Here is a 22,847-nt window from a genome sequence, read left to right on the forward strand (position 1 = left end):
GAACGGGATCCATCATCACTCTGCAACTGCCACCCTTTTTCGAATTCGGCGTAGCGACCAGCGCTTTCCAGATCGAAGGCGCCTGGAATGAAGACGGCAAGAGCCCGTCCATCTGGGACACCTTCAGCCAGACTCCTGGGAAGGTGCGCGGGGACCTCCCAGGAAACGTCGCGTGCGATCACTACCACCGTTATCCCGAAGACATCGCGTTGATGAAAGACCTGGGAATCGACACGTACCGGCTCTCACTCAGCTGGTCGCGGCTCATGCCAGACGGCGTCGGCGCTGTGAACCAGAAGGGCGCCGACTTCTACAACCGACTCATCGACGACCTGCTCACCGCGGGCATCCAACCGAATGTGACCCTCTATCACTGGGACCTGCCCCAGGTGCTCGAAGACCGGGGCGGATGGCCCAATCGCGAGGTCGCGGACTGGTTCGGCGAGTACTCCGCCACCTCCTTCGATCTCTTCGGAGACCGCGTGCACAGGTGGGCGACTCTCAACGAACCCATTGCGCTCTGGGTCGGATACGCCCTCGGTGCGTTCGCGCCCGGACTGCGTGACGAGAAGCTGGGCAGACAGGCGATGCACAACGCGATGCTCGCGCACGGCACGAGTGTGCAGGCGTTCCGAGCAGCCGGCAGCGTCGACAGCGAGATCGGAATCGTCCTCGACATCTGGAAGCGGCAGCCGTTGACCGAGTCTGCCGAAGACCGGGCACTTGCCGACGAGGGCGAAGACGATGGCTTCCGGTTCTTTCTCGACACACTGCGGGGTGGCGGCTACAGCGACCGGCTGATGGAGCGTCTCGAGAGCGCCGGCACCTTCCCCCACGTGGAGCCGGGCGACCAACAGCTCATCGAATCGCCCATCGACTATCTGGGGCTCAACGTGTACTCGCGCGTCGTGGTGGATTCGACGCGGCAGCAACCCGGTGCCTGGGCGGAGAGCCACCCTCAGCCGGGAGGAAACTTCCTGGAGAGCGGATCGGAGTTCTACCCGCGCGCGGTCTACGAGGCGATCGAGATGGTGCGTGACGACTATGGCTGGGAGGGCCCGATCTTCATCACTGAGAACGGTGTTCCAGACGCCTCGGCCGCAACGACGGCAGACCCCCTCGACGATGAAGAGCGCATCACCTACGTTGAGGGATTCCTTCACTGGATCTCGGTCGCGATCGCGGAGGGGGCGGATGTGCGGGGTTACTACCTGTGGAGTCTGCTCGACAACTATGAATGGGCGGCCGCGTTCGACTTCAAGTACGGGCTCGTACGCGTAGACCCGGAGACGCAGGTCAGAACACCGAAGAAGTCGGCCGCGTGGTATGCGAAGACGATCGCGGATCACCGGGCGTCGGTATAGGCCAGCGCCAAGCACGTGGGTGGGCTGAATCTCATTCCACGACCGGTGAGCTCCATCCTCTGAGTCGGCCGAGCCGTGAGCCGACCACTCGCCCGGGTCGGATATGAAACTTTTCAACACCGAACAGCTCTGGGCTCTGTCGGCCGCACGGCCTGCCCGTCGGCGCATCCGTGTCGGAAACGGTTGACAGCCCTGCGTTTCTTCAATACGATGCATGAAACGTTTCAGTTCTGGAACGCACCTTTCGGTCCGGGGCCGGTCTCGTCGCACCCGGCCGACTCAGCGGTGCGCCGCACGCATGCAATTTCTTCACCGATATCGAGCAATGGAGCTATCCGATGGGCATGAGCAGTAACCGTTTCACGGCGAGTCGACGTTCATTCCTCAAAGGGGCCGGCCTCGTCGCCGCCGCGAGCACACTGGTGGGGCGCACTGCTCAAGCCCAGACCGCGGCGGCGGCGGAGGCCGCGACCTATCGACTCGAGAACGGCTTCGTCAGCATCGGCGGCGCGTACGGCAAGCTGACCCGGCTGGCGTGCGATCCGACGGGTGGCGGCCGCTACGAACCCACCGCGTTCAGCTCGCTGTTCATCGGAGAGTCCGACTTCTACGATGCGGGCTTCAACGACGGCGTCGTGTGGACGAGCACCGAGACCACCCTGAACGTGACCGGCATCCAGATTCCGTCGGCGGCCGACCTTCGGCAGGCTCAGCTCAATGCGCCGGTTCCGCTCAGCCCCGGACGGACGCTCGGCCAAACGTTCACCGCGACGGCGCATCGCTTCTTCCGCGTGGGCGGTCAGTTCCCGACGTGGAGCAACCAGAACTCATCGATGAAGTTGACGCTCTACTCCGGCACCCCCGCGACCGGCCTGACCGAGATCGGCAGCACTGACGTGAGTCCCGTGCAAGACAACGGCTGGGCCTACGTCGACGTGCCGGCCCAGCCGGCCGGCGTCTACTACCTCGAGGCATCGGATGCCGCGGGCACGCCCGGCTGGTGGGCGCAGAGCGGCGCGGTCAATGTCGACGTCGGCGGCGCATCGTACGCCGATCGCACGCAACTGGGCGGGAGGACGATGACGATCGACGTCGTCGGCTTCAACGTCGATGGCCTCGCGTCATGGCAGTTCGACCTCAGCGGCCCGACCCTCCAGCTGTCGTACGAGCTGGCATGGCAGGGTGACCCGCGCGCCGATCCGGGGCTCACGATGAACACCTCGTGGGTCAAGGACGGCTACTCGATCGACGCGGCCGACGGGGTTGTCTTCAGCCGCTTCATCGGTGACGACGGCTATTACCTCCCGTCGCAGCAGCTGAAGCGCCGCGCGGCGTGGACCAATCCCGTGCTCGGAACCAAATGGGTCGGAGCGACCGGAACAGGTCCGTACGACCTCCGCATCACGGCACCCCAGCCGATCCTCGACGGCACCATGTCGGCCGACTCGATGAAGCTCTCGTTGAACACAGGCGGCACCGACGCGGTGCCCACGATCTCGCGGTCGATCGCCATCGAGGTGCAAGCCCACACCGACGCGTTGCCCGACGTCTTCCCCGTCTTCACGGCATCCGACGAGGTGCGTGCGACCCAGCTCTCGACGTTCTACTGGGAGCGTGCGCTGAGCTTCCGGTTCAGCGGGCACGCGGCCGACTGGGCGGATTGGGAGGGACGCATCCTCGACTGGACGGGCACGGTCGGCGCCGACGAACAGTTCGCGAGCCTGCTGAACACGAAGCTCGACGACGACGGGTACGTCTGGTCCTGGCCGGATTCGCAGGGCTGGCCCTTCCCTGATCCGAAGCTCTACGACAGCAGGCACTTCACCTCGAACGCGATGTACGTGCTCGCCACGTGGCGGTACTTCTCATGGACCGGTGATTCCGCGTTCCTCAACACCATGCTGCCCCGCGCGAGGAAGGCGATGGACTTCTACCTCGACTCCTTGGGCGGCAGCAGCGGAGTCGTGACGATCGACTCGCCCGACCACAGCGGGCGAGACGGAGCCGTTCCATCCAATTACTGGGACATCGCTTCGCACGGACACCTCGACGCGTACGTCAACGCGTACTTCTACGGTGCACTCGAGGCGATGGCCCAGCTCGAGGACTTCGTCAAGGAGAAGAAGCGGGCGAAGCAGCTGAGAGCGCTGCGGCCGACCGTCGCGCAACGCTACAACGAGCTGTTCTGGAACGACACCGACGGCCGCTACGTCCAAACCATCGACGTCGACGGCGTCGTGCACGACTACGGTGCAACCTACGTCAACCTCGAAGCCGCATCGTTCGGACTGCCCTCGGCAGAGCAGGCCGCGCGGATCTTCGAGTGGCTCGACCACGGTCACACCGAGCTGCAGAACTCGGTCGTACTCATCGAGGGCGGCGGCCTGGCGCCGAAGATCGAGGCCGGGCGCACCATGGGCCAGAGCTTCACGGCCAATGCAGCGTTCACGAGCGTCGCCGCGCGGTTCCCGACGTACGGCGTGCGCGGCGCTTCGTTCACGATGACCCTGTATCAGGGCGTGCCCGACGGCACGTCGCCGGTCGTGGTCGCCGACCGGCAGTTCAGCGACTGGGGCGACGGTGGCGTCGCCCACATCGACGTGCCGAAGCAGGCACCGGGCGTGTACTACCTGGAGGTCTCGAACGTCACCGGCTCGCTCGCGTGGTGGTCATCGATGACGACGGTGCCCGGTGCGCTCGCCTACTCCGACGGGCTTCCCGCCGCGAATGCCAGGTCGCGGTTCGTGGCGGCACTCGGCGAGCACTTCGAGGGGCCCGCCGACATCTACTCGAAATGGGTCTTCGCGCCGAGGGCCACCACTCGACGCAACAACTACTGGTTCTTCCTGAACAACCTCAACATCCCGTGGGGACACCAGGTGCAAGACGGCGGTGCGATCCTCTACACCTCGGGCTTCGACGTGATGGCTCGAGCCCGATACCGCTCGGCCGACGACGCATGGGCGCGGTTGACCGCGATACTCGATCGGTGGAGCGAACCGGATCACATCTCGGGCGGCACACCGCTCTTCCGTGGCGAGAGCACCGTCGACAGCGGCACGGGCAGCACCTCGGTCGGAACGGACATCCCGTTCCCCGAGAGCGGACTCGTGCCGGCGAGCTTCATGTACGCCTTCATCGGCGTCGAAGCGGAGCCCGATGCCCTCGTCATCACGCCGAACCTGCCGTCGACGCTGAGCCATGCCGGCGTGCGCAACCTCTCCTGGCACGGAAAGCGGTACGAGGTGCGGGTGACTCGAGACCGGATCACGGTGGAGGGTGGCGGCGGCACCGTGACCCGGCCGTACAAGCCCGGCAAGCCGGTGCGGTTGAAGGCAGCGCAGCTCGCACACTGAGGCGCTCGCAGCGACTGAGTGCCTCAGCTCACCGTCTGATCCAGACGATCCGGGCTGTTGCCGGGCCTCCGTCTGGCATCACCGTTGGCTCTCGGACCCCGATTGGTCGTGCTCGGCGATGTCGCGGTCGAGGTCATCCTCGATGAGGAGGTCGCGGCGAACGTGGTCGCTGCGGTAAGCCGAGCGCCCCAGCATGTGCGCGGTCATCGGCTGGGTGAGCAACTGGAACGTCATCACGAGCACGGCCGTGGTGAGCACGCCCCACGTCGGAACCTGCACGACGATCGCGACGAGCACGGTCGCGAGCCCGAGCACCTGCGGCTTCGTCGCCGCGTGCAACCGGGTCAGCACATCGGGGAAGCGCACGATGCCGATGCCCGCGGCCATCGACAGGAACCCGCTCACCAGGATGAGGAGGCCGACTGCGATCTCGGCGGCGCTCATGAGGCATCCTGCTTCGCCATGAACCGTGCGATCGAGATCGAGCCGACGACCGCGAACATCGCGAGCACGAGCATGACCACGAGGGTGTCGATGTGCTTGTTGATCGCCATCTCGGCGCCGAGCGCGCAGATGGCGATCGCGAGCAGCACATCGGTCGCAAGCGCGCGGTCGAGGATCGACGGCCCCTTGATGATGCGGTAGACCGAGGCGATCGCGCCGATGCCGAACATGACTCCGGCGATGATGCTGACGATCTCGAGGAAGGTCATGTGCCTGCTCCCTTCGTTCGTGCGGCGTGCTCGCGACGCTCACGACGGGCAGCGCGAACGGATGCCGCCTGCGCACGTGTGCCGATGGCGAGCACGATGCGCTCCTCCGTGCCGAGCACGGCGCTGCGCACCCGATCGATGTCGGCCACCGTGCGGGTGCCGAGGGCGTGCAGGTACAGCAGCCCCCGCTCGCGGTCGATGTCGACGACGACGGTGCCCGGCACGACCGAGATCGCCTCGGCCGTGAGGGTGGTCACGAGGTCGGAACGGGTGAGCAGCTGCACGGCGATGATCGAGTTCAGCGGCTTCCACCGCGGATCCAGCGCCAGCCAGGCGACCTGCAGCGAGGCGCTCGAGACGTCGTACATCATGCGCAGGCCGAGCAGCAAACCCCGCCACACGTTGAAGCGACCGCTGAGCAGCACCGGCGGCAGGTACAGCACGCGGGTCACCCCGATCGCGAGCAGCACCCCCGTGACCACCGTGAGCACGGTGACCTGGTCCCAGAGGAACACCCACACGAGGACGAGGGCGACGAGGAGCGGCAGCTGGCGCCAGACGGAACGCCAGCGCGAGACATCCGCTGCTGAATGCGTCATCGGATGCCTCCGGGGAACACGAGGGAGATGTACGCGCCGGCGTCGAGCAGGTCGGCGGCCGCGCGCCCCGCGAGGTCGAACATCGGGCCGGCGAAGACGGTGAGGCAGATCGTGACCATCACGAGGGCGCTCGTCGCGACCACCATGAGCACGGGCGTGGTGCGGGTCGCGGTGACCGTGGCTCCCTCGGGCGCCTCGAGCACCGAGCCGAGCAGCACCGACTCGTACCCGTCGAGCTCGGAGCGCCGCCGCCAGAACGCCATGTTCCAGAAGCGCGTCAACGCGTAGAGCGTGATGAGCGAGGTGAGGGCGCCGACCCCGATGACCACCCAGATGAGCCACGCCGTGCTCGGGTCGACCGCAGCGCCCTCGGCGCCGGCAAGGAACAGCCCGGTCTTGCCGAGGAACCCGGAGAACGGCGGAATGCCGCCGAGGTTCAGCGCGGGGATGAAGAACAGCACGCCGAGGAGCGGCGAGGCCTTGAGCAGCCCGGCGAGCCGGTTGATCGACGTCGCACCGCCGAAGCGCTCGATGAGACCCGTCGTGAGGAACAGGGTCGTCTGCACCGTGATGTGGTGCACGACATAGTAGATCGTCGCAGCGAGACCGAGCTGACTCGCCAGGGCGATGCCGAAGATCATGTACCCGATATGGCTCACGAGCGTGAACGAGAGCAATCGCTTGATGTCGGCTTGCGTGAGCGCGCCGAGGATGCCGATGAGCATGGTGAGACCGCCGACCACCATGAGCAGCACCGTCACGTCGCTCTCGACGAACATCACCGTCTCGGTGCGGATGATCGCGTACACGCCGACCTTCGTCAGCAAGCCCGCGAACACCGCCGTGACGGGTGCGGGCGCCGTCGGGTACGAGTCGGGCAGCCAGAACGACAGCGGGAAGACCGCCGCCTTGATGCCGAAGGCGATGAGCAGCAGGAGGTGCAGCATGAGCTGCACGTCGCCGGGCAGCTCGGCGAGGCGCACCGAGAGCTGGGCGATGTTCACGGTGCCCGTCGCGCCGTAGATGAGCGCGATCGCGCTCAGGAAGAAGAGTGACGAGACGAGGCTCACGATGATGTACGTGACGCCCGCTCGGATGCGCTCGCCGGTGCCACCGAGGGTGAGCAGCACGTAACTCGCCGACAGCAGGATCTCGAAGCCGACGTAGAGGTTGAAGAGGTCGCCCGCGATGAAGGCGTTGAAGACGCCCGCCGACAAGATGAGGTAGCTCGGGTGGAAGATCGACACGGGCGTCTCGCGATGCTGGTCGGCGATTCCCTGCCCCACTGAGTACACGAGCACGACGAGCAGCATGATCGCCGAGATCACGAGCATGATCGCCGAGAGCCGGTCGACGACGAGGGTGATGCCCCACGGGGCATCCCACCCGCCGATGTAGACGACGGCCGGGCCGGTCGTGTCGACCGCGACGAGCAGCACCGCGGCGATCACGGTGACTGCGGCGAGCACGCTGAGGCTCACCGCCATCTGCGCGCGGCGGTGACGGCCGAGAATCAGCGCTGCGGCCGCCCCGAGCAGGGGCAGCAGCACGACGAGGGGCACGAGTACGGCGGTCACGGCTTGCCCTCATCCCGCGTTGGTCGAGTAGTCGACGAAGGAGGCGTATCGAGACCCCCGCCATCGAGATCGTCGCGAGCGGATGCCTCGAGCTCGAGCTCCTCGTCGAGCTCTTCGTCGGGCTCTTCGTCGCTCGCATCGATGAGGTCTTGGATCGCTTGGTCGTCGGCCGCGGAGCTGCGGATGAGGTCGGCCGCCTCTTCGGCGTCTTCGGCGACATCTGCGTCATCGTCGACGAGGTCGCCCTTCGCACCGAGCTGCGCGAGCCACCACGAGCGGTAGATCAGCGCGAGCATGAACGCCGTGATGCCGAGGTTGATGACGATCGCCGTGAGCACGAACGCCTGGGGCAGCGGGTCGGAGATCTCGTCGGCATCGACACCATCGCTCAGGATGGGCGCGAGCCCCGGTGCCCCGCTCATGAGGAAGATCAGGATGTTCACCGCGTTGCCGACGAGCAGGAACCCGATGAGCACTCGTGTGAGGCTGCGTTCGAGCATGATCGAGACGCCCGCGCCGAAGAGCACGGCCATGAGCACGACGAGCGTGAGGGAGGCGGTCATGTGCGGGCCCCCTCATCCGTCGGTCGCGTATCGAGACCCGTTTCCGTTGGTCGAGTAGCGACCGACGCAGGAGGCCGCGTATCGAGACCCGTTTCCGTTGGTCGAGTAGCGACCGACGCAGGAGGCCGCGTATCGAGACCCCCCGTTGAGTCTCCATACGGCGCTGGCGCGCCGACTCGACCGATGGGATCCGAGTCGTACTCGGCACCGTCGGCGAACTCCTGTCCTTCGTTGTGATCGACGTCGTCGTCGCCGTCGCCCGTCGTGAATCCGCTGTCGTCGTCGGACTGGCGCTCCTCTTGGCGGTCGACCTCGCCGCCGAGCGATCGCAGGATGTCGAGCACGAGCCCGACGACCACGAGGTAGACGCCGATGTCGAAGAGCGTCGAGGTGCCGATCGAGATCGTGCCGAGCAACGGCACCTCGGTCTCGAACCAGGCGGACTCGAACACCGGGCCGCCGAAGAGCAGTGAACCCGCGGCGGTGCCTGCGGCGAGCAGCAGCCCTGTGCCGAGCAGGCGCCCCGCGTCGACCGGGGCCGCCTCGCCGAGCTCGTAGCGCCCGCCCGCGAGGTAGCGCGCGACGAGGGCGAGGCCCGCGAGCAGTCCGCCGGCGAAGCCGCCGCCCGGGGCGTTGTGCCCGACGAAGAGGAGGAAGACCGACACGATGATCGCGGGGTGGAAGAGGAGCCGCACGAGCACCTCGATGAGGATCGAGCGGTTGCGCGGCGAGATCGTGCGACCCGCCAGGAGCCACGTCTGCCTCGTCTCGGCGGCCTCGCCCGCGGCATCCGTCTCGCCTTCGGTGTCGGCGAGGCTCGTGCGGGGGGCACGGATCGACCATGCGGGCTCGGGCACCGGTCGCAGCCGATCGCGACGGTTCACGCCCTCGTCGCCCGCGTCGAGGCGCGGCGCACCGCCCGTGCGACCCGACACGAAGATCAGGCTCGCGACACCCGTCGCGACCGCGACGAGCACCGAGATCTCGCCGAGGGTGTCCCAAGCGCGGACGTCGACGAGCATGACGTTGACGATGTTGGTGCCGTGGGCTTCGAGCGCCAGGGCGGGCAGGCCATCGGCGATCGTCGGGCGGATGCGCGCGCCGAGCGCGACGAGCCCGAGCACGCCCATGACGATGCCGGCGAGGGCGCCGATGATGCCGCGCGCCAGCTTGTGCACCGGAGGGTTGCGCTGCGCGATCTGCTTCGGGAGGCGCCTCAGCACGAGCACGAAGACCACGAGCACGATGGTTTCGACGAGCGCTTGCGTGAGCGCGAGGTCAGGCGCTCCGGCCATGCCGAAGAGCAGCACGAGGCCGTAGCCGGTGACGCTCACGAGGAGCACCGCGGTGACCCGCTGGCGCACCGTGGCCGCGGCGACAGCGGCGACGCCCATGACGAGGGCGAGGAACGGCTGCGCCGGATAGTCCCAGAGTCGGATGTCGCTCGGCCACGAGGTGTTCATGATCGACACCGTGCCGAGGCCGCCGATGAAGACCGCGATGATGATCGCGAGGTACCCGGGGAGTCCTCGATGCTGGATGGCCGTCGTGGTCGATGCCGCCACGCGGTCGACGACCGACACGATGCTGAGGTACCCGCGCGCCGAGTCGAGCATCGGTGCCACCGACGCCTGCACGCGCGCGACCCGCTGCCTGCCCCAGACGAGCAGGGCGCCGAGCGCGAACACGACGGCCGAGACCGCGAGGGCCGGTTCGAAGCCGTGCCAGAGCGCGAGGTGGTACTCGTGACCACCGGGCAGCTCGTCGGCGTAGCCCGCGAGCAGCGGCTCGATGAACGGAATGGCGAATGCGGCTACGACGGTCGCCGCTGCGAGGATGCCCGGTGCCACGCCGATGGCACGGCTCTCGGCGTGCAGTGGTGTCGCCGCGACATCCGTCTTGGAGAAGAATGCGCCCCAGATGAAGCGCACCGTGTAGGCGACCGTCAGCACCGACCCGACGAAGGCGCCGACGAGCGCGACCCACGCCCACGAGTCGCCTGCGGCGACGGCATCGAGGAACGAGGTGAACACGGCCTCTTTCGCAACGAAGCCGAGCAGCGGCGGCACACCGGCCATCGACGCGGCCGCGATGAACGCGATCGTCGCGATCACCGGCATGCGACGGCCGAGCCCCGAGAGTTTGCGCCAGTCGCGCGTGCCCGCCGCGTGATCGACGATGCCGACGACGAGGAAGAGCGTCGCCTTGAAGAGCGCGTGCGCGAGCAGCAGGGTGACCCCGGCGAGCGCTGCGTCGCGGGTGCCGAGGCCCGTGACCATGATGAGGAAGCCGAGCTGGCTCACCGTGCCGTAGGCGAGCAGGAGCTTCAGGTCGTACTGGCGGAGGGCTCGCCAACCGCCGACGAGCATGGTGAGCGCGCCGAGTCCGATGACGATCGGATGCCACACCTCGAGGTCTGCATACCCGGGCGCGAGGCGCGCAACGAGGTAGACGCCGGCCTTCACCATCGCGGCTGCATGCAGGTACGCGCTGACGGGCGTGGGGGCGGCCATCGCGGCGGGCAGCCAGAAGTGGAACGGCACGAGTGCGCTCTTGGAGATCGCGCCGAGCAGCACGAGGGCGATCGCCCACTCGCCGGCTGCGCCAATGACGGGGTGGGCGACGAGTTCGGCGAGCGAGGTCGTGCCGCCGTCGACGGCGAGGATGACGAGGCCGACGAGCATCGCGAGCCCGCCGAACGTCGTGACGGTGAGTGCCTGCAGCGCGGCACCGCGGCTCTCTTTTCGGCCGGTGTAGTGGCCGATGAGGAGGTAGGAGAGCACGCTCGTGGCCTCCCAGAACGTGAACAGGATGAACACGTCGTCGGCCGCGACGAGGCCGAACATGACGCCGGCGAAGGCGAGGAGGAGCGCCGCGAATCGCCCGAGTGCCGGCTCGTCGTCGGTGAAGTAGTGCATGCAGTAGAGCAGCACGAGGGCGCCGACGCCCGTGACGATGAGCGCGAGGAGGAGTGCGAGTGCGTCGAGCCGGAAGCTGAGCGCGATGTCGAGGGCGGGGATCCATGGCACGATCTCGACGACGGGCGTGCCCGCGAGTACGCCGGGCAGCCACGTGAGGAGTAGCACGAAGACCGCCGCGGGCAGCAGGGCGATGATCGCGAAGATGCGCCGGCCGAGCCAGCGCGTGAGCAAGGGCGTGACGAGCGCGACGGCCGCGAAGGCAGCGAGGCTGGCGATCAATTCACCCTCCTCGCGCTCGCACCGTCCTGTCATTCTATCTACAGGCTGATGGCTCTTTAGTCGGTTTTATGACTCCTCGATAAAGTTTGGTAAAGGTTCTAAGATCTGGGTCATGGACAGCATCAGCAACCCGTATACGCCGAATGCCGGTGCTGCCCCCGAGATCGTCGTCGGCAGAGGCGACCAGATCGATGCGTTCCGGGTGCTCCTGAGCCGGCTGGAACGTGGGCGAACCGAGCAGTCCATGATCATCACTGGGTTGCGCGGCGTCGGCAAGACCGTCTTGCTCGGTCAGTTCATGGACATCGCGAGCGCTGCGCACTGGGAAGTCGTCGAGATCGAGGCGGCGAAGCACGACGACGCTCGCTTCCGGCAGTCGATGTTCTCGCAGCTGAAGGCCGCCCTGCTCCGCCTCTCTCCGCGCGCTCGGTGGACCGAGCGGGGCCGACGCGCCGCCGAGGTGCTGAGCGCGTTCGCGGTGTCGGTCGATCAGCAGGGCACGTTCAGCGTGTCGTGGGACGTGCCACCCGCTGAGGGCCTGGGCGATCACGGCGACCTGTCGATGGACCTCACCGATGTCTTCGTCGCACTCGGTGAAGCGGCCGCTGAGCAGGGGCGCGGCGTCGCGCTGCTCATCGACGAAGTGCAGTTCCTCGGGCGCTCGCAACTCGAAGCGCTGATCCAGGCCGTGCACAAGACGGTGCAGCGCAAGCTCCCGATCACGTTCGTCGGGGCGGGCCTGCCGCAGATCGCCGAGCTCGCCGGTGACGCGAAATCGTATGCCGAGCGCTTGTTCAAGTTTCCGCGCATCGGCTCGCTCACCGGCGACGACGCTCGCAAAGCCCTCATCGAACCCGCTCTCGTCGAAGGCGTCGTCTGCGACGCCGACGCCGTCGACCTCGCCATCGAGATCACGCAGGGCTACCCCTACTTCATTCAGGAACTCGGCTATCAGGTCTGGGGTGTCGCCGTCGACGGCCGCGTGCGCCGCGACGACGTCGAGATCGCGAAGGACGCCTACGAGGCGAAGCTCGACGGATCGTTCTTCAGGGTGCGACTCGATCGGGCGACTCCGCTGCAGACGGCGTACATGCGCGCGATGGCGGAGCTCGGCTCAGAGCCGCAGAAGGCATCGGATGTCGCGAGGGTCATGGGGCGCGAATCGACGCAAGTCGGCCCGACTCGCGCAGAGCTCATCGACATGGGGCTGCTCTACACCCCCGAGCACGGCTACGCCGCGTTCACGGTGCCCGACTTCGACCGGTTCATGTTGCGCGCGGTGCCCGAGCTGACGGTGCCCGAAGTGCAGAAGCGGCGTCGCCGCGACGAGCTTCCGCCGGGCGAGTAGTGAGCGCCCCTCCCGCTGGTCGAGTAGTGAGCGCCAGCGAGCGCCCCTCCCGCTGGTCGAGTAGTGAGCGCCAGCGAGCGTATCGAGACCTCGACCCGGCAACTCATCGGTGGCCGGACGTCGACCCGCCGCTGCGATTCCGGAGGAGTTCGTATCACCCATATAGGAGAGGCGTCGGGATCACCCATGTGACCTCTGCCTCACCTGAGGCAGATCTCGCATGACCGCCTCGCACGCTGGGGTGCCGCCGACCGGCGCGCCCGCGCCTGGGCCCGCCAACACGCCGCGTCGGCTACGCCGCAGCACCCCCGAGGTACGCGTTGCGCACTTCGGGCAGCTCGACGAGTTCGGCGGGCGTTCCCTCGAGCACGACACGACCCCGCTGCATGACGACGGCCCGGTCGGCGATGCCGAATGAGGCGCGCACGTTCTGTTCGACGAGGAGCACGGCCATGCCGCGGCCGCGCAGCTCGGTGAGTACCTTCATGATCTCGGCGACGACCTTCGGGGCGAGCCCGATCGAGGGTTCGTCGAGCAGGATCGCCTTGGGCGAGGCCATGAGGCCGCGGCCGATCGCGACCATCTGCTGCTCGCCGCCCGAGAGCGTGCCGGCGGCCTGGCCGAGACGAGGCTGCAGCCGCGGAAAGAGCTCGAGCACCGCTGCCAGGTCGCCCTTGCCGCCGCGGCTCCACGCGCCGAGCATGAGGTTGTCGCGCACCGAGAGCGACGGGAAGCACAACCGGTTCTCGGGCACGTGGGTGAGCCCGAGCGCCGCCATCTTCTCCGTCGGCCGCCCGGTGAGGTTCACTCCGTCGAGCGTGACGGTGCCGGCGGTCGGCTTGATGAGACCGTTGAGCGCGCGCAGGAGAGTCGTCTTGCCGGCGCCGTTCGAACCGACGACGGTCACGATCTCGCCCGGCGCGACCGAGAGGCTCACGTCGTGCAGAATGGCGAGCTTGCCGTAGCCCGCATCGAGGCCAACGACTTCGAGGGTCATGAGTGGTCCTCCAGCTCTTTCAGCTCGGCTTCGGCCTCTTCGGCATCGGTGCCGAGGTAGGCGACGATGACCGCGGGGTGGTTGCGCACCGACTCGGGGTCGCCGTGCGCGATGAGCACGCCGTCGTCGAGCACCGCGACCGAGTCGGCGAGCGCCATGACCTGCGCCACGTCGTGCTCGACGAGCACGATCGTGAGGCCGGCGTCGCGCAGCGCTCGAAGCAGCGTCGCGAGCAGCTCGCGCTCGTGGCCCGAAAGCCCCGCCATGGGCTCGTCGAGCAGCAGCAGCGCGGGCTCGGCGGCGAGCGCCCGGCACACCTCCATCATGCGCTGGCGGCCGAACGGCAGGTCGCCCGCGGCGAGGCCTGCGACGTCGCCGAGCCGCATCGAATCGAGGATGTCGCGGGCGATCTCCTCGTGCGCGTACTGCTCGCGGCCCTGCAGGCCGAGCATGCCGCGGAGGATGCCGGCCCGGCCCTTGCGGTAGCGGCCCATGTAGACGTTGCCGACGACATCGGTCGAGGAGAACACCTGCAGGTTCTGGAACGTGCGGGTGAGTCCGGCTTCGGCGCCGACGTGCGGCTTCTTGCCCTGCACCTCCTGGCCGAGGAAGCGCACGGTGCCCGACGTCGGGGTGATCGCGCCCGTGATCATGTTGAAGCACGTCGTCTTGCCGGCGCCGTTCGGGCCGATGAGGCCCATGATGCGGCCGGCGGGCACGGTGAAGCTCACGTCGTCGACGGCGACCACGCCGCCATAGCGCTTCGTGAGACCCGTGACCTCGAGGATCGTCTCGCCGACCGCCACCGGCGTCGAGACGGCCGGTATGCGAGGGGCGGATGCCGCGGCATCCGTCGCCTCGTCGAGACCCCCGGCACTGGCGGCACTGGCGGCATTGGCGGCACTGAGGCCGGCGGCACCGGCGGCACCTGACGCCGACTCGCCCGGCAACCCGCCGAACGCACGCGTCGGCACGTCGCTGGAGCCGGCACCCGCATCGGCAGTGCCGTCGGGCACTGGCCGCGCCGCGGCATCCGCTCGCTTGGCCATTCGCCGGCGAATCGCCGCCCACGTGGTCTTCACGACCTGGTAGAGCCCGCCGGGCAAGAGGATGATCACGAGGATCAGCACGAGGCCGTAGCCGATGAGCTGCACTTCGCCCGTCGCGCCGGGGATGATCGCGGGAATCAGGTCACGCAGGCCCTCTGAGAGCAGCTCCACGATGAACGCGCCGGCGATCGCGCCCCACACCGAGCCGAGACCGCCGATGACGACCATCAGCAGCAGCTCCACCGAGACGTGGAACTCCGCGACCTGCGGCGAGACGATCTGCACCTGATAGGCGTAGAAGACGCCGCCGAGCCCGGCGAAGCCCGCCGAGAGGGTGAAGACCTTCACGCGCAGGGCGTAGGTGTTGACGCCGAGCGACTCGGCTGCGAGCTCGGAGTCGTTGACCGATGAGAGCGCCCGGCCCGCCCGCGAGCGGGTGAGGTTCAGCGCGAGCACGAGGCCGATGAGCACGAACGGTGCGACGAACCAGAAGAACAGGCCGTTGTTGTCGATCGGGATGCCGAAGATCTCGGGTCGCCCGTAGCCGTAGATGCCCGTCGTGCGGCCGGTGAAGTCCCACTCGCGCACGGCGATCATGACGATGAAGCCGAGGCCGAGCGTCGCGAGGGCGAGGTAGTGGCCGCGCAGGCGCAGCATCGGCAAGCCGACGAGGAGCGCCGCGAGCATCGCCGCGACGACGCCGCCGACCGCGGCGACGAGGCCCGGCAGCTCGAACTTCTGCAACAGGATCGCGTGCGTGTACGCGCCGATCGCGAAGAACGCCGCCTGGCCGAGCGACACCTGGCCGGCGAGGCCCATGAGCAGTGACAGGCCGATCGCGGGCAGCGCGAAGATCATCGAGAAGACGGCGATGTTCATCATCGACGAGCTCGCAGTGAAGGGCACGATGGCGATGATCACGGCGAACGCTGCGACGCCGATGATCGTGCCGCGGTTGTTGGGCCAGAAGCCGGTCTTCGACCGCATGGCGGCCTTGTTCAGGTAGGACATCTCAGACCCTCACGGCGTTCGGGCGCAGCACGAGGCCAGCCGGTCGGATGATGAGCACGATGATGAGGATGAAGAACGCGACGGCGTCCTTCCATCCGGATGCCACGTAGCCGGCGACGTACGACTCGATGATGCCGAGCAGCAGCGCGCCGACGATCGCCGCACGGAACGAGACGAGCCCGCCGAGCACCGCCGCCACGAACCCCTTGAGGCCGAGCAGCAGGCCGCCCGACCAGATCGAGAGGTAGATCGGCGAGCTGACGACGCCCGCCGTCGCGCCCACGAACCCGGCGATCGCGAAGGCGATGACGGATGCCACGGCCGGCGAGATACCGACGATGCGTGCTGCAACCGGCTGCTCTGCGCTCGCGCGCAGCGCCTTTCCCCAGCGGGTCTTCTCGTAGAAGAGCAGCACGCCGCCGCCGACGACGACGAGTGCACCGAGCATCCAGAGCTCCTGCGAGCGGATGCTGACACCGCCGAGGTCGAGGTCGCTGCCGGGGAAGGCGGGCAGACGTCGACCCTCTGCTCCCCAGATGAGGAGCATGATCGCCTGCAGCAACGTCGAGACGCCGAGGGTCAGGATGATCGAGACGAGCGTCGTGAGGTTCTTCACGCGTGAGATCACGAGGCGTTCGATGAGCACTGATGCGAGGGTCACCGAGACGAGCGCGATGAGGATGGCGACGGGCAGCGGCAGGCCGGCCGTGACGAGCGAGATGCTGCCGAGACCGGCGAGCGTCGCGTAGTCGCCCTGGGCGATGTTCACGACGTGCCGCACCGTGTAGGTGGCGATGAGGCCGACGGCGAGCAGGGCGTACACAGATCCCTGTGAGAGCCCTGCCACCGTCAGCTGGAGGAAATCGATCAAAACGAGTGCTGCCTACTCTTCGTAGAGGGTCCAGCGGCCGCCCTCGGCGAGCGCCATGATGAGCGCGTCGGCGGTGAGGCCGGAGTGGTTCTCGGGGGTCATCGTGAAGACGCCCGAGATGCCCACGAGGTCGGTGGTCGACTCGATCGCGTCGCGCAGCGCTTCGGGCTCGGTGCCCGCGGCCTCGATGGCCTGCGTGCCGACGAGCCATGCGTCGAACGCGTGCCCGGCGAAGCTCGAGGGCGAGCTGCCGAAGGCCTCGGTGTAGTCCGCGATGAACTGGTCGATGACCTCCTTCTGCGGGTCGTCGTCGGCGAGCTGGTCGGCGACGAGCAGGCGGCCCATCGGTGCGATGACGCCCTCGGCTGCGGGCCCGGCGGCTTCGAAGAACGCTTCGTTGGCGACACCGTGCGACTGGTAGACCGGCTTGCCCACCCCGAGCTGCACGTAGGCCGCCTGCGCGAGGCCGGCCGACGGGGTGATGCCCCAGATGATGACGGCGTCGGCGTCGGCGCCGCGGATGTTCGTCATCTGCGCGGTGAAGTCGGTCGCGCTCGGCTCGAACGACTCGGTCGCCGTGAGCGTGATGCCGCGCTCGGCGCCGAGCTCGGTGATGATGTCGGCGATGCCCTCGCCGAAGCCCGTTGCGTCGCGCACGAGTGCGACCTTCGTGTAGCCCTTCGACTCGGCGTCGTCGAGGATGCGCTCGAGCACGACGAGGTCGTTCTGCGCGGTCTTGAAGACCCACTCCGAGCCGTCGACGATCGCGGCGTTCGCGGCGACCGAGATGGTCGGCACTTGCGCTGCCTCGACGAGCGGGCGCATTGCGAGCGACGGGCCGGTGCGGGAGGAACCGATGATGAGGTCGACGTCGTCGTTCTCGATGAGCTGCGACGTGGCCTTGGCTGCGCCGTCTTCGGTGGACTGATTGTCTTTGATGATCAGCTCGACCTCGCGGCCGTCGATGCCGCCGTCTTCGTTGAGCTGCTCGGCGAGCATGTTGAGCGTGTTCTGCTCGGGCACGCCGAGGTTCGCGCCGACACCCGTGATGTCGAGCACGGCGCCGATCTTGATCGGGCCCTCTTCCGAGGCGCCGTCGTCGCCGGAGTCGCCGCCGAAGTTCGAGGCGCCGCAACCGGTGAGTGCGAGGGCGATGGATGCCGCGACCGCGGCGGGAACGAGCAGACGGCGTTGCACACGGTGCATGGGTGAACTCTCCTTTGAGCCCTGGCGGGTTCTCTTCGCTGAGTGGGGGTGATGATTCATGACCGACCATTCGGTCACTATTTCGACTCCCTCGAAGATACGGTGCGTGGCGAGGCATCCGCAAGCCAAGTTATGCAACGGAGACATGGATGCTGCGCGCAGAACGGGCGTCTGCGGGTTGGATGGAGGAATGCTGATTCTCATCGACGCCGAAGCGCTCGCCCGACGACTCTCCGATGGAGCGCGAACGGTCGTGCTCGACGTGCGCTGGACCCTCGCGCAGCCCGACGGCTCGGAGGCGTACCGCGCGGGGCACGTTCCGGGCGCCGTGTACGTCGACCTCGATCACGAGCTCGCTGATCACGCGGTGACGGGGGAGGGGCGGCATCCGCTGCCCTCTGAAGCGGCGTTCACCGCCGCGATGCGTCGCTGGGGCTTGCGCGACGGTGACACCGTCGTGGTCATGGACGACGTCGGCAACCAGTCCTCCGCACGGGCATGGTGGCTGCTCCGGCACGCAGGGGCTGAAGATGTGCGCATGCTCGACGGCGGTCTCGGCGCGTGGCGGGCCGCGGGGCATCCGATCGAGACCGGCGACGTCACCCCCGAGCCCGGCGACGCGACCGCGCACTTCGGCTCGATGCCGGTGATCGACATCGACGCGGCGGCGGCATTCCCGGCCGAAGGCGTGCTGCTCGACGCACGAGCCGCACCGCGGTACCGCGGGGAAGTCGAACCGATCGACCCCCGCGCCGGGCACATCGCGGGCGCTCGCTCCGCGCCGAGCGCCGACAACCTCGATGCCGAGGGCCGGTTCCTGTCGCCCGAGGCGCTGCGCGAACGCTTCGCCGGAGTCGGCGCGACCGTCGGCACACCCGTCGCGGCCTACTGCGGGTCGGGGGTGACGGCCGCGCACGAGGTCGCGGCGCTCGCCATCGCCGGCATCGGGGCGGCGCTCTACCCGGGCTCGTGGAGCCAATGGTCGAACGACGACTCCCGCGCGGTCGCGGTCGGGTCTGACGTGGTTCCGCCGGTCGAGTAGGGAGCGAAGCGAGCGTATCGAGGCCCGTGCGGGGTCTCGATACGCGTCCTCCTTCGTCGGGCGCTACTCGACCGGCGGTTGGGCGTGCGGGGTCGGGTCGGACGTGGTTCCGTCGGTCGAGTAGGGAGCGAAGCGAGCGTATCGAGACCCGTGCGGGGTCTCCTCGACCGGCGATCGGGCGTTCAGACCTCGGGTCGCTCGTGCGGCACGGGGACTCCTGCGGCACGGAGCCTGGCCTCGGTGAGCGCGGTCAGCCGCGCAGAGATCGGCGCCTGGCCTTCGCCGTGGTTGTTGATCAGTGTGTACTTGGCGGAGGCGTCGATCCAGGCCCGCATGATGCCGGGATCCCCCAGCAGGGCGGGGTTGGCGAGGTAATGGTCGGCCGTGGCGGTCGCGAGTTCCTCGATGCGCGGGTCGTCCGGGCCCCAGCTCTCGGCCTCCCAACTGCGCTTGGTCAGGTCGACGTACCCGGGGTCGTCGAGCCGAAGCTCGATCTGGGTCAGGAAGCCGTCGAAGCCCCCCGGCAACAGCGCCCGGGCGAGCACGAGGCCCTCGCGTTGGCCGACCACGTAATCGGGGCTGAAGCCGAGAGCGCGCATCCGGTCGAGCACGGCGCACGCGCGGTCGGGCAGCAACGCGCGGTCGCCGTCGGCCAACCGGTGCAGCGTGTCGCGACGCGCGATCAGGTCCGTGATCCGATCGGTCAGCCGCTCGTCGACGTCGGCGACGGCAGCGGAGAACTGCTCGGTGTCGGCGTCGAGCAGGGACCCGATCTCGGCCAGCGGCACGCCCGCGGCAGCCAGGGTCCGAACCTGCACCAGGCGCAGCAGCTCGTCCGATCCGTAGCGCCGGTACCCGGAGGTGTCGCGTCGTGGTTCGTCGACGAGGCCGAGCCGGTGGTAGTGCCGCACGGTCTTCACCGTGATACCGGCGAAGGCCGCCGCCTGCCCGATCGTGAGTCCGCCGGTCATGCCCTCAACGACCGCTTCGCTCGAGGGCGGCGACCTCGCGCACAACCGCGGCGACGGCCGGGGAATCCTTGCGCAGGACGCTTCCATGGTTGCTGGCGACCTTCGCGCTGATCTTCAGGTTCGAGTTGCGGGCCAGCACGGGGTCGATGGCCTTCCGCATCTGCTCCTGCAGGTCGTCGCGGCTGCCCACGGCCTCACCGGACGCGACGACGTACCGGACCGGCACGGTCATGCCGTCGAGGATCGGTTCGAGGGCGGCGTGCAGCAGGTGGGACTCGATGGCGAGATCCGCGTGCGTCTCGGCCGAGAACCGCGCCGCCAGGCCCAGCGGGCGAACCAGCGGCATCATGGGCTTCATGCGCCGGAACACCTTCCGGATCTCGTCGTGGCCGGCCTCGTCGGTCCAGCCGACCGGGTACGGGCCGTCGACCCCCACCACGCCCAGGGCGCGGGCCGGGTTCCGGCTGGCCCAGTGCACTCCCAGCAGGGCCCCGTAGGACCAGCCCACCAGGAGTGCCCGGTCCACGCCCCTCGCCGCGAGGACGGCGTCGATGTCTCGCATGCAGGCTTCGAACGAGTAGTCGGCCGCGAGCTTCGATTTTCCGCGGGCGCGTTCGTCGAACGTGATGTGCCGCATGCCCGGTCCGAGATCGGCGATGACGCGCCCCCAGTGCCGCTGCGAGGCGTACGCGCCGTTCAGGTAGACCACGGGGATGCCCGGGCCACCTGTGTCGGTGACCGCCAAGGCCGTGTCATCGACCGACACCATGCCAGTCCATGCCGTGTTGGAATCGGTTGCTTTCGTTGCTTTCGTCGTGTTCATGTCGTCAGCCTGCACCCTGACCCAAGGTCAAGGTCAATACCCCGGGGATCGCTGGTCGAGTCGGGAGCGCAGCGAGCGTGTCGGGACCCGGTGCGGGGTCTCGAGACGCGTCCTTCGTCGTTCGCTACTCGACCAGCGTTACTCGACCGGCCCTGTCGGGGCCGACGGGCGCCGACCGACGGCGATGAGCGTCGTCACGTCGATCGAGGCCAGGTCATGCTCGGCGAGCGCGTCGAGGTACCGCTTTCGCACGCCGGCGATCGCCTGCTCGTCGAGTCCGTCGAGCATGAAGCGAAGCGCGGTGCCGAGCACGAGCGTCCATGAGAGCTCGGGAGTGAGCTCGAGGTGCCGCTGCACCGCCTCGGCGCGCACCCCCGTGAGCCCGAGCCCGGTGAGCCATTGCGCGAGACTTCCCGCGGTGTCGATCGACTCGAGCCCGGCCGAGCGCGGAGCGTCGTCATCGAGCGCGGCGCCGCCATCTGGCAGGGCCGCCGCGAGCAGCTCCGGAACGGGCTCGAACGCGCCCCGGGCCCAAACCGTGATCGTGACCCGACCTCCGGGCCGGGCCCGCTCGATCAAGTGGCGGGTGCCGTCATCGGGATCGGGGAAGAAGAAGACGCCCAGCACGCACTGCACGAGGTCGTACCCCGTGGGCTCCCAACTCGTGACGTCGGCGACGTGGAAGCGCAGCTGCGGCATCCGCTCGCCTGCTCGTTCTCGTGCGACCTCGACGAGCGGTTCGGCGAGCTCAACCGCATCGACCACCCCGCCGATGCCCACGAGCTCCGCGGTCGGCAACGCGGATGCCCCATCGCCCGAGCACGCGTCGAGCACGAGCTCGTCGAATCGCGGCCGTGCCCGCGCTACCGCCGCGGTCGAGATCGGATTCCACAGTACGTCGTCGAGCTCGATGAACGACGCGGCCGCAGCCGCGAATCCTCCAGCGAGATCAGGTTCCCCCAACTTGTCCCCCATTCACCCATTCTGGCCCTGATCGGCCCAGAACGAGCGGATTCCGGTGGTCCGCCGCGGAATCCCGGCGGCTGACTCAGGCCACTGAGAGCACGAACTCAGGCAATCGAAAGCAGAACCGTGCAGACTGGGCACACACAGCTGACGATCGAATCGAGAGTTTCTCCCATGAACCGTGCCCTGCGCCGTGCCGCGCCTATCGCGCTCGCCTCCGTGGCAGCCCTGCTCCTCGCCGGTTGCGCCGGCGGCCCCCAGCCCGAGGCATCCGAAACACCCGCTGCCGCCGAGTGCATGGATGTGAAGTCGGGTTCGCTCAGCGACGGTGTGACCGTCGAGGGTGAATTCGCCGCCTCGCCGACCGCCACGTTCACCACGCCGCTCGAGGCCGAAGAGCTCGAGCGCACCGTCGCCATCGAGGGCGACGGTGACACGACCGCCGACGGCGACCCGATGAACGTCGTCGTCACCGCCTTCTCGGGCACGAGCGGCGAGTCGCTGTTCTCGCAGCCCACCACGATCACCGTCGGCGACGAGGGCGTCTTCGAGTCGTTCCTCGCCGGCATCGACTGCGTGCCCGTCGGCTCGCGCACCGTGACCGTCGCTCCCGCGTCGACGCTCTACGGCGACACCGGCAACGAGACCATCGGCGTCGCCGCCGGCGAGACCGTCGTCATCGTCATCGACGTCGTCGAAGTGCAGGAGCCCCTGACGCCCGCCGAGTGGACCGAGAACGTGCCCGAGGTCAAGTTCGGTGCCGAAGGCGAAGCGCCCACGGTGACCCTGCCCGGCACCCCGCCGTCGACCGAGCTCGAGCTGAAGGTGCTCGAAGAGGGCGACGGCGCCGAGGTGCAGGCCGGCGATAGCGTCACCGTGCAGTACCAGGGCACCAGCTGGGACACCGGCGAGGTCTTCGACCAGAGCTACGGCGGTGACGCCGCGACGTTCACGACCGATGGCGTCATCCAGGGCTTCGGTGCCGCGCTCGTCGGCCAGAAGGTCGGCACGAAGCTCATCGTGACGATTCCGCCGGAGTACGCGTACGGCACGGATGCCGAGGCGCACGAACTCGGCGGGCAGACGCTCCTGTTCCTCGTCGAGATCGAAGACACCGCGGCGGCCGAGTAGCACGCTGCTCGAAGGGCCGGACGGCATACCGTCCGGCCCTTCGTCGTTCCCGGTACGGGT

General features: G+C 68.3%; 18 protein-coding genes. 5 read left to right on the forward strand and 13 right to left on the reverse strand.

Features of this window, described 5'->3' with window-relative positions; all coding sequences use genetic code 11:
* The first annotated feature begins 26 nt into the window (after nt 1-26).
* Nucleotides 27-1,364 (forward strand): GH1 family beta-glucosidase, encoded by a 1,338-nt coding sequence (locus AC1C2S_RS10660; protein WP_495353238.1) that lies wholly within the window; start codon nt 27-29, stop codon nt 1,362-1,364.
* 344 nt (nt 1,365-1,708) lie between these two features.
* On the forward strand, nt 1,709-4,720 hold the full coding sequence (locus tag AC1C2S_RS10665; RefSeq protein WP_495352495.1) for an MGH1-like glycoside hydrolase domain-containing protein: 3,012 nt from the start codon (nt 1,709-1,711) through the stop codon (nt 4,718-4,720).
* A 78-nt stretch (nt 4,721-4,798) separates the two neighbouring features.
* Here the strand turns inward: AC1C2S_RS10665 and mnhG are convergent, their stop codons facing one another.
* From mnhG to AC1C2S_RS10695, 6 genes are read right to left on the reverse strand one after another with little or no spacing between them, the layout of a single operon-like run.
* On the reverse strand, nt 4,799-5,164 hold the full coding sequence (gene mnhG, locus AC1C2S_RS10670) for a monovalent cation/H(+) antiporter subunit G (protein ID WP_495352496.1): 366 nt from the start codon (nt 5,162-5,164) through the stop codon (nt 4,799-4,801).
* A complete protein-coding gene (locus AC1C2S_RS10675) occupies nt 5,161-5,433 on the reverse strand; it encodes an MrpF/PhaF family protein (protein WP_495352497.1) in 273 nt (90 codons plus the stop codon). Before AC1C2S_RS10675 ends, mnhG begins: the two co-directional genes overlap by 4 nt.
* Nucleotides 5,430-6,032, reverse strand: a complete 603-nt coding sequence (locus tag AC1C2S_RS10680) for a Na+/H+ antiporter subunit E (RefSeq protein WP_495352498.1) — start codon at nt 6,030-6,032, stop codon at nt 5,430-5,432. The genes AC1C2S_RS10675 and AC1C2S_RS10680 overlap by 4 nt, the downstream gene beginning before the upstream one ends.
* Nucleotides 6,029-7,609, reverse strand: a complete 1,581-nt coding sequence (locus AC1C2S_RS10685) for a Na+/H+ antiporter subunit D (RefSeq protein ID WP_495352499.1) — start codon at nt 7,607-7,609, stop codon at nt 6,029-6,031. The genes AC1C2S_RS10680 and AC1C2S_RS10685 overlap by 4 nt, the downstream gene beginning before the upstream one ends.
* On the reverse strand, nt 7,606-8,172 hold the full coding sequence (locus AC1C2S_RS10690; RefSeq protein ID WP_495352500.1) for a Na(+)/H(+) antiporter subunit C: 567 nt from the start codon (nt 8,170-8,172) through the stop codon (nt 7,606-7,608). The genes AC1C2S_RS10685 and AC1C2S_RS10690 overlap by 4 nt, the downstream gene beginning before the upstream one ends.
* The gene (locus AC1C2S_RS10695; protein WP_495352501.1) at nt 8,169-11,372 is read right to left on the reverse strand and encodes a Na+/H+ antiporter subunit A; all 3,204 of its coding nucleotides are present in this window, start codon (nt 11,370-11,372) and stop codon (nt 8,169-8,171) included. The genes AC1C2S_RS10690 and AC1C2S_RS10695 overlap by 4 nt, the downstream gene beginning before the upstream one ends.
* A gap of 112 nt (nt 11,373-11,484) precedes the next feature.
* On the opposite strand from AC1C2S_RS10695, the gene AC1C2S_RS10700 reads away from it, so the two are divergent.
* Nucleotides 11,485-12,720: an ATP-binding protein gene (locus AC1C2S_RS10700; protein WP_495352502.1), complete on the forward strand. Its 1,236-nt coding sequence runs from the start codon at nt 11,485-11,487 to the stop codon at nt 12,718-12,720.
* Nucleotides 12,721-13,012: 292 nt separating this feature from the next.
* Here AC1C2S_RS10700 and AC1C2S_RS10705 read toward each other — a convergent pair whose 3' ends face one another.
* Genes AC1C2S_RS10705 through AC1C2S_RS10720 form a run of 4 tightly spaced genes read right to left on the reverse strand, consistent with a single transcriptional unit; the run spans nt 13,013 to nt 17,854 of the window.
* Nucleotides 13,013-13,717, reverse strand: coding sequence for an ABC transporter ATP-binding protein (locus AC1C2S_RS10705; RefSeq protein WP_495352503.1), 705 nt, complete (start codon nt 13,715-13,717; stop codon nt 13,013-13,015).
* A complete protein-coding gene (locus tag AC1C2S_RS10710; protein ID WP_495352504.1) occupies nt 13,714-15,777 on the reverse strand; it encodes a branched-chain amino acid ABC transporter ATP-binding protein/permease in 2,064 nt (687 codons plus the stop codon). Before AC1C2S_RS10710 ends, AC1C2S_RS10705 begins: the two co-directional genes overlap by 4 nt.
* Nucleotide 15,778: 1 nt before the next feature.
* Nucleotides 15,779-16,648 carry a branched-chain amino acid ABC transporter permease gene (locus tag AC1C2S_RS10715; protein WP_495352505.1) on the reverse strand — a complete coding sequence of 290 codons (870 nt, stop codon included), beginning with the start codon at nt 16,646-16,648 and terminating at the stop codon, nt 15,779-15,781.
* Nucleotides 16,649-16,660: 12 nt separating this feature from the next.
* Nucleotides 16,661-17,854: an ABC transporter substrate-binding protein gene (locus tag AC1C2S_RS10720; RefSeq protein ID WP_495352506.1), complete on the reverse strand. Its 1,194-nt coding sequence runs from the start codon at nt 17,852-17,854 to the stop codon at nt 16,661-16,663.
* Nucleotides 17,855-18,044: 190 nt separating this feature from the next.
* Here AC1C2S_RS10720 and AC1C2S_RS10725 point away from each other — a divergent pair, with 190 nt between their 5' ends.
* The gene (locus AC1C2S_RS10725) at nt 18,045-18,896 is read left to right on the forward strand and encodes a sulfurtransferase (RefSeq protein ID WP_495352507.1); all 852 of its coding nucleotides are present in this window, start codon (nt 18,045-18,047) and stop codon (nt 18,894-18,896) included.
* A 182-nt stretch (nt 18,897-19,078) separates the two neighbouring features.
* Here the strand turns inward: AC1C2S_RS10725 and AC1C2S_RS10730 are convergent, their stop codons facing one another.
* The 3 genes from AC1C2S_RS10730 to AC1C2S_RS10740 form a co-directional block, all read right to left on the reverse strand.
* A complete protein-coding gene (locus tag AC1C2S_RS10730; RefSeq protein ID WP_495352508.1) occupies nt 19,079-19,867 on the reverse strand; it encodes a MerR family transcriptional regulator in 789 nt (262 codons plus the stop codon).
* Nucleotides 19,868-19,871: 4 nt separating this feature from the next.
* Nucleotides 19,872-20,690, reverse strand: coding sequence for an alpha/beta fold hydrolase (locus tag AC1C2S_RS10735; RefSeq protein ID WP_495352509.1), 819 nt, complete (start codon nt 20,688-20,690; stop codon nt 19,872-19,874).
* Between the two features lie 138 nt (nt 20,691-20,828).
* Nucleotides 20,829-21,665 carry a class I SAM-dependent methyltransferase gene (locus AC1C2S_RS10740; protein WP_495352510.1) on the reverse strand — a complete coding sequence of 279 codons (837 nt, stop codon included), beginning with the start codon at nt 21,663-21,665 and terminating at the stop codon, nt 20,829-20,831.
* A gap of 165 nt (nt 21,666-21,830) precedes the next feature.
* Here AC1C2S_RS10740 and AC1C2S_RS10745 point away from each other — a divergent pair, with 165 nt between their 5' ends.
* Entirely contained in the window at nt 21,831-22,787 is a 957-nt protein-coding gene (locus tag AC1C2S_RS10745; protein ID WP_495352511.1) for an FKBP-type peptidyl-prolyl cis-trans isomerase, read from the forward strand.
* Nucleotides 22,788-22,847: the final 60 nt, after the last annotated feature.

The organism is Agromyces sp. Y782, assembly GCF_059445405.1.

What these genes read in the sequence shown, in the direction of transcription:
- AC1C2S_RS10730 (WP_495352508.1), bottom strand. Translation starts at nt 19,867, where the DNA reads ATGACCGGCGGACTCACGATCGGGCAGGCGGCGGCCTTCGCCGGTATC.
- AC1C2S_RS10665 (WP_495352495.1), top strand. Translation starts at nt 1,709, where the DNA reads ATGAGCAGTAACCGTTTCACGGCGAGTCGACGTTCATTCCTCAAAGGG.
- AC1C2S_RS10740 (WP_495352510.1), bottom strand. Translation starts at nt 21,665, where the DNA reads ATGGGGGACAAGTTGGGGGAACCTGATCTCGCTGGAGGATTCGCGGCT.
- AC1C2S_RS10690 (WP_495352500.1), bottom strand. Translation starts at nt 8,172, where the DNA reads ATGACCGCCTCCCTCACGCTCGTCGTGCTCATGGCCGTGCTCTTCGGC.
- AC1C2S_RS10700 (WP_495352502.1), top strand. Translation starts at nt 11,485, where the DNA reads ATGGACAGCATCAGCAACCCGTATACGCCGAATGCCGGTGCTGCCCCC.
- AC1C2S_RS10745 (WP_495352511.1), top strand. Translation starts at nt 21,831, where the DNA reads ATGAACCGTGCCCTGCGCCGTGCCGCGCCTATCGCGCTCGCCTCCGTG.
- AC1C2S_RS10705 (WP_495352503.1), bottom strand. Translation starts at nt 13,717, where the DNA reads ATGACCCTCGAAGTCGTTGGCCTCGATGCGGGCTACGGCAAGCTCGCC.
- AC1C2S_RS10710 (WP_495352504.1), bottom strand. Translation starts at nt 15,777, where the DNA reads ATGTCCTACCTGAACAAGGCCGCCATGCGGTCGAAGACCGGCTTCTGG.
- AC1C2S_RS10725 (WP_495352507.1), top strand. Translation starts at nt 18,045, where the DNA reads ATGCTGATTCTCATCGACGCCGAAGCGCTCGCCCGACGACTCTCCGAT.
- AC1C2S_RS10735 (WP_495352509.1), bottom strand. Translation starts at nt 20,690, where the DNA reads ATGAACACGACGAAAGCAACGAAAGCAACCGATTCCAACACGGCATGG.
- AC1C2S_RS10720 (WP_495352506.1), bottom strand. Translation starts at nt 17,854, where the DNA reads ATGCACCGTGTGCAACGCCGTCTGCTCGTTCCCGCCGCGGTCGCGGCA.
- AC1C2S_RS10675 (WP_495352497.1), bottom strand. Translation starts at nt 5,433, where the DNA reads ATGACCTTCCTCGAGATCGTCAGCATCATCGCCGGAGTCATGTTCGGC.
- mnhG (WP_495352496.1), bottom strand. Translation starts at nt 5,164, where the DNA reads ATGAGCGCCGCCGAGATCGCAGTCGGCCTCCTCATCCTGGTGAGCGGG.
- AC1C2S_RS10680 (WP_495352498.1), bottom strand. Translation starts at nt 6,032, where the DNA reads ATGACGCATTCAGCAGCGGATGTCTCGCGCTGGCGTTCCGTCTGGCGC.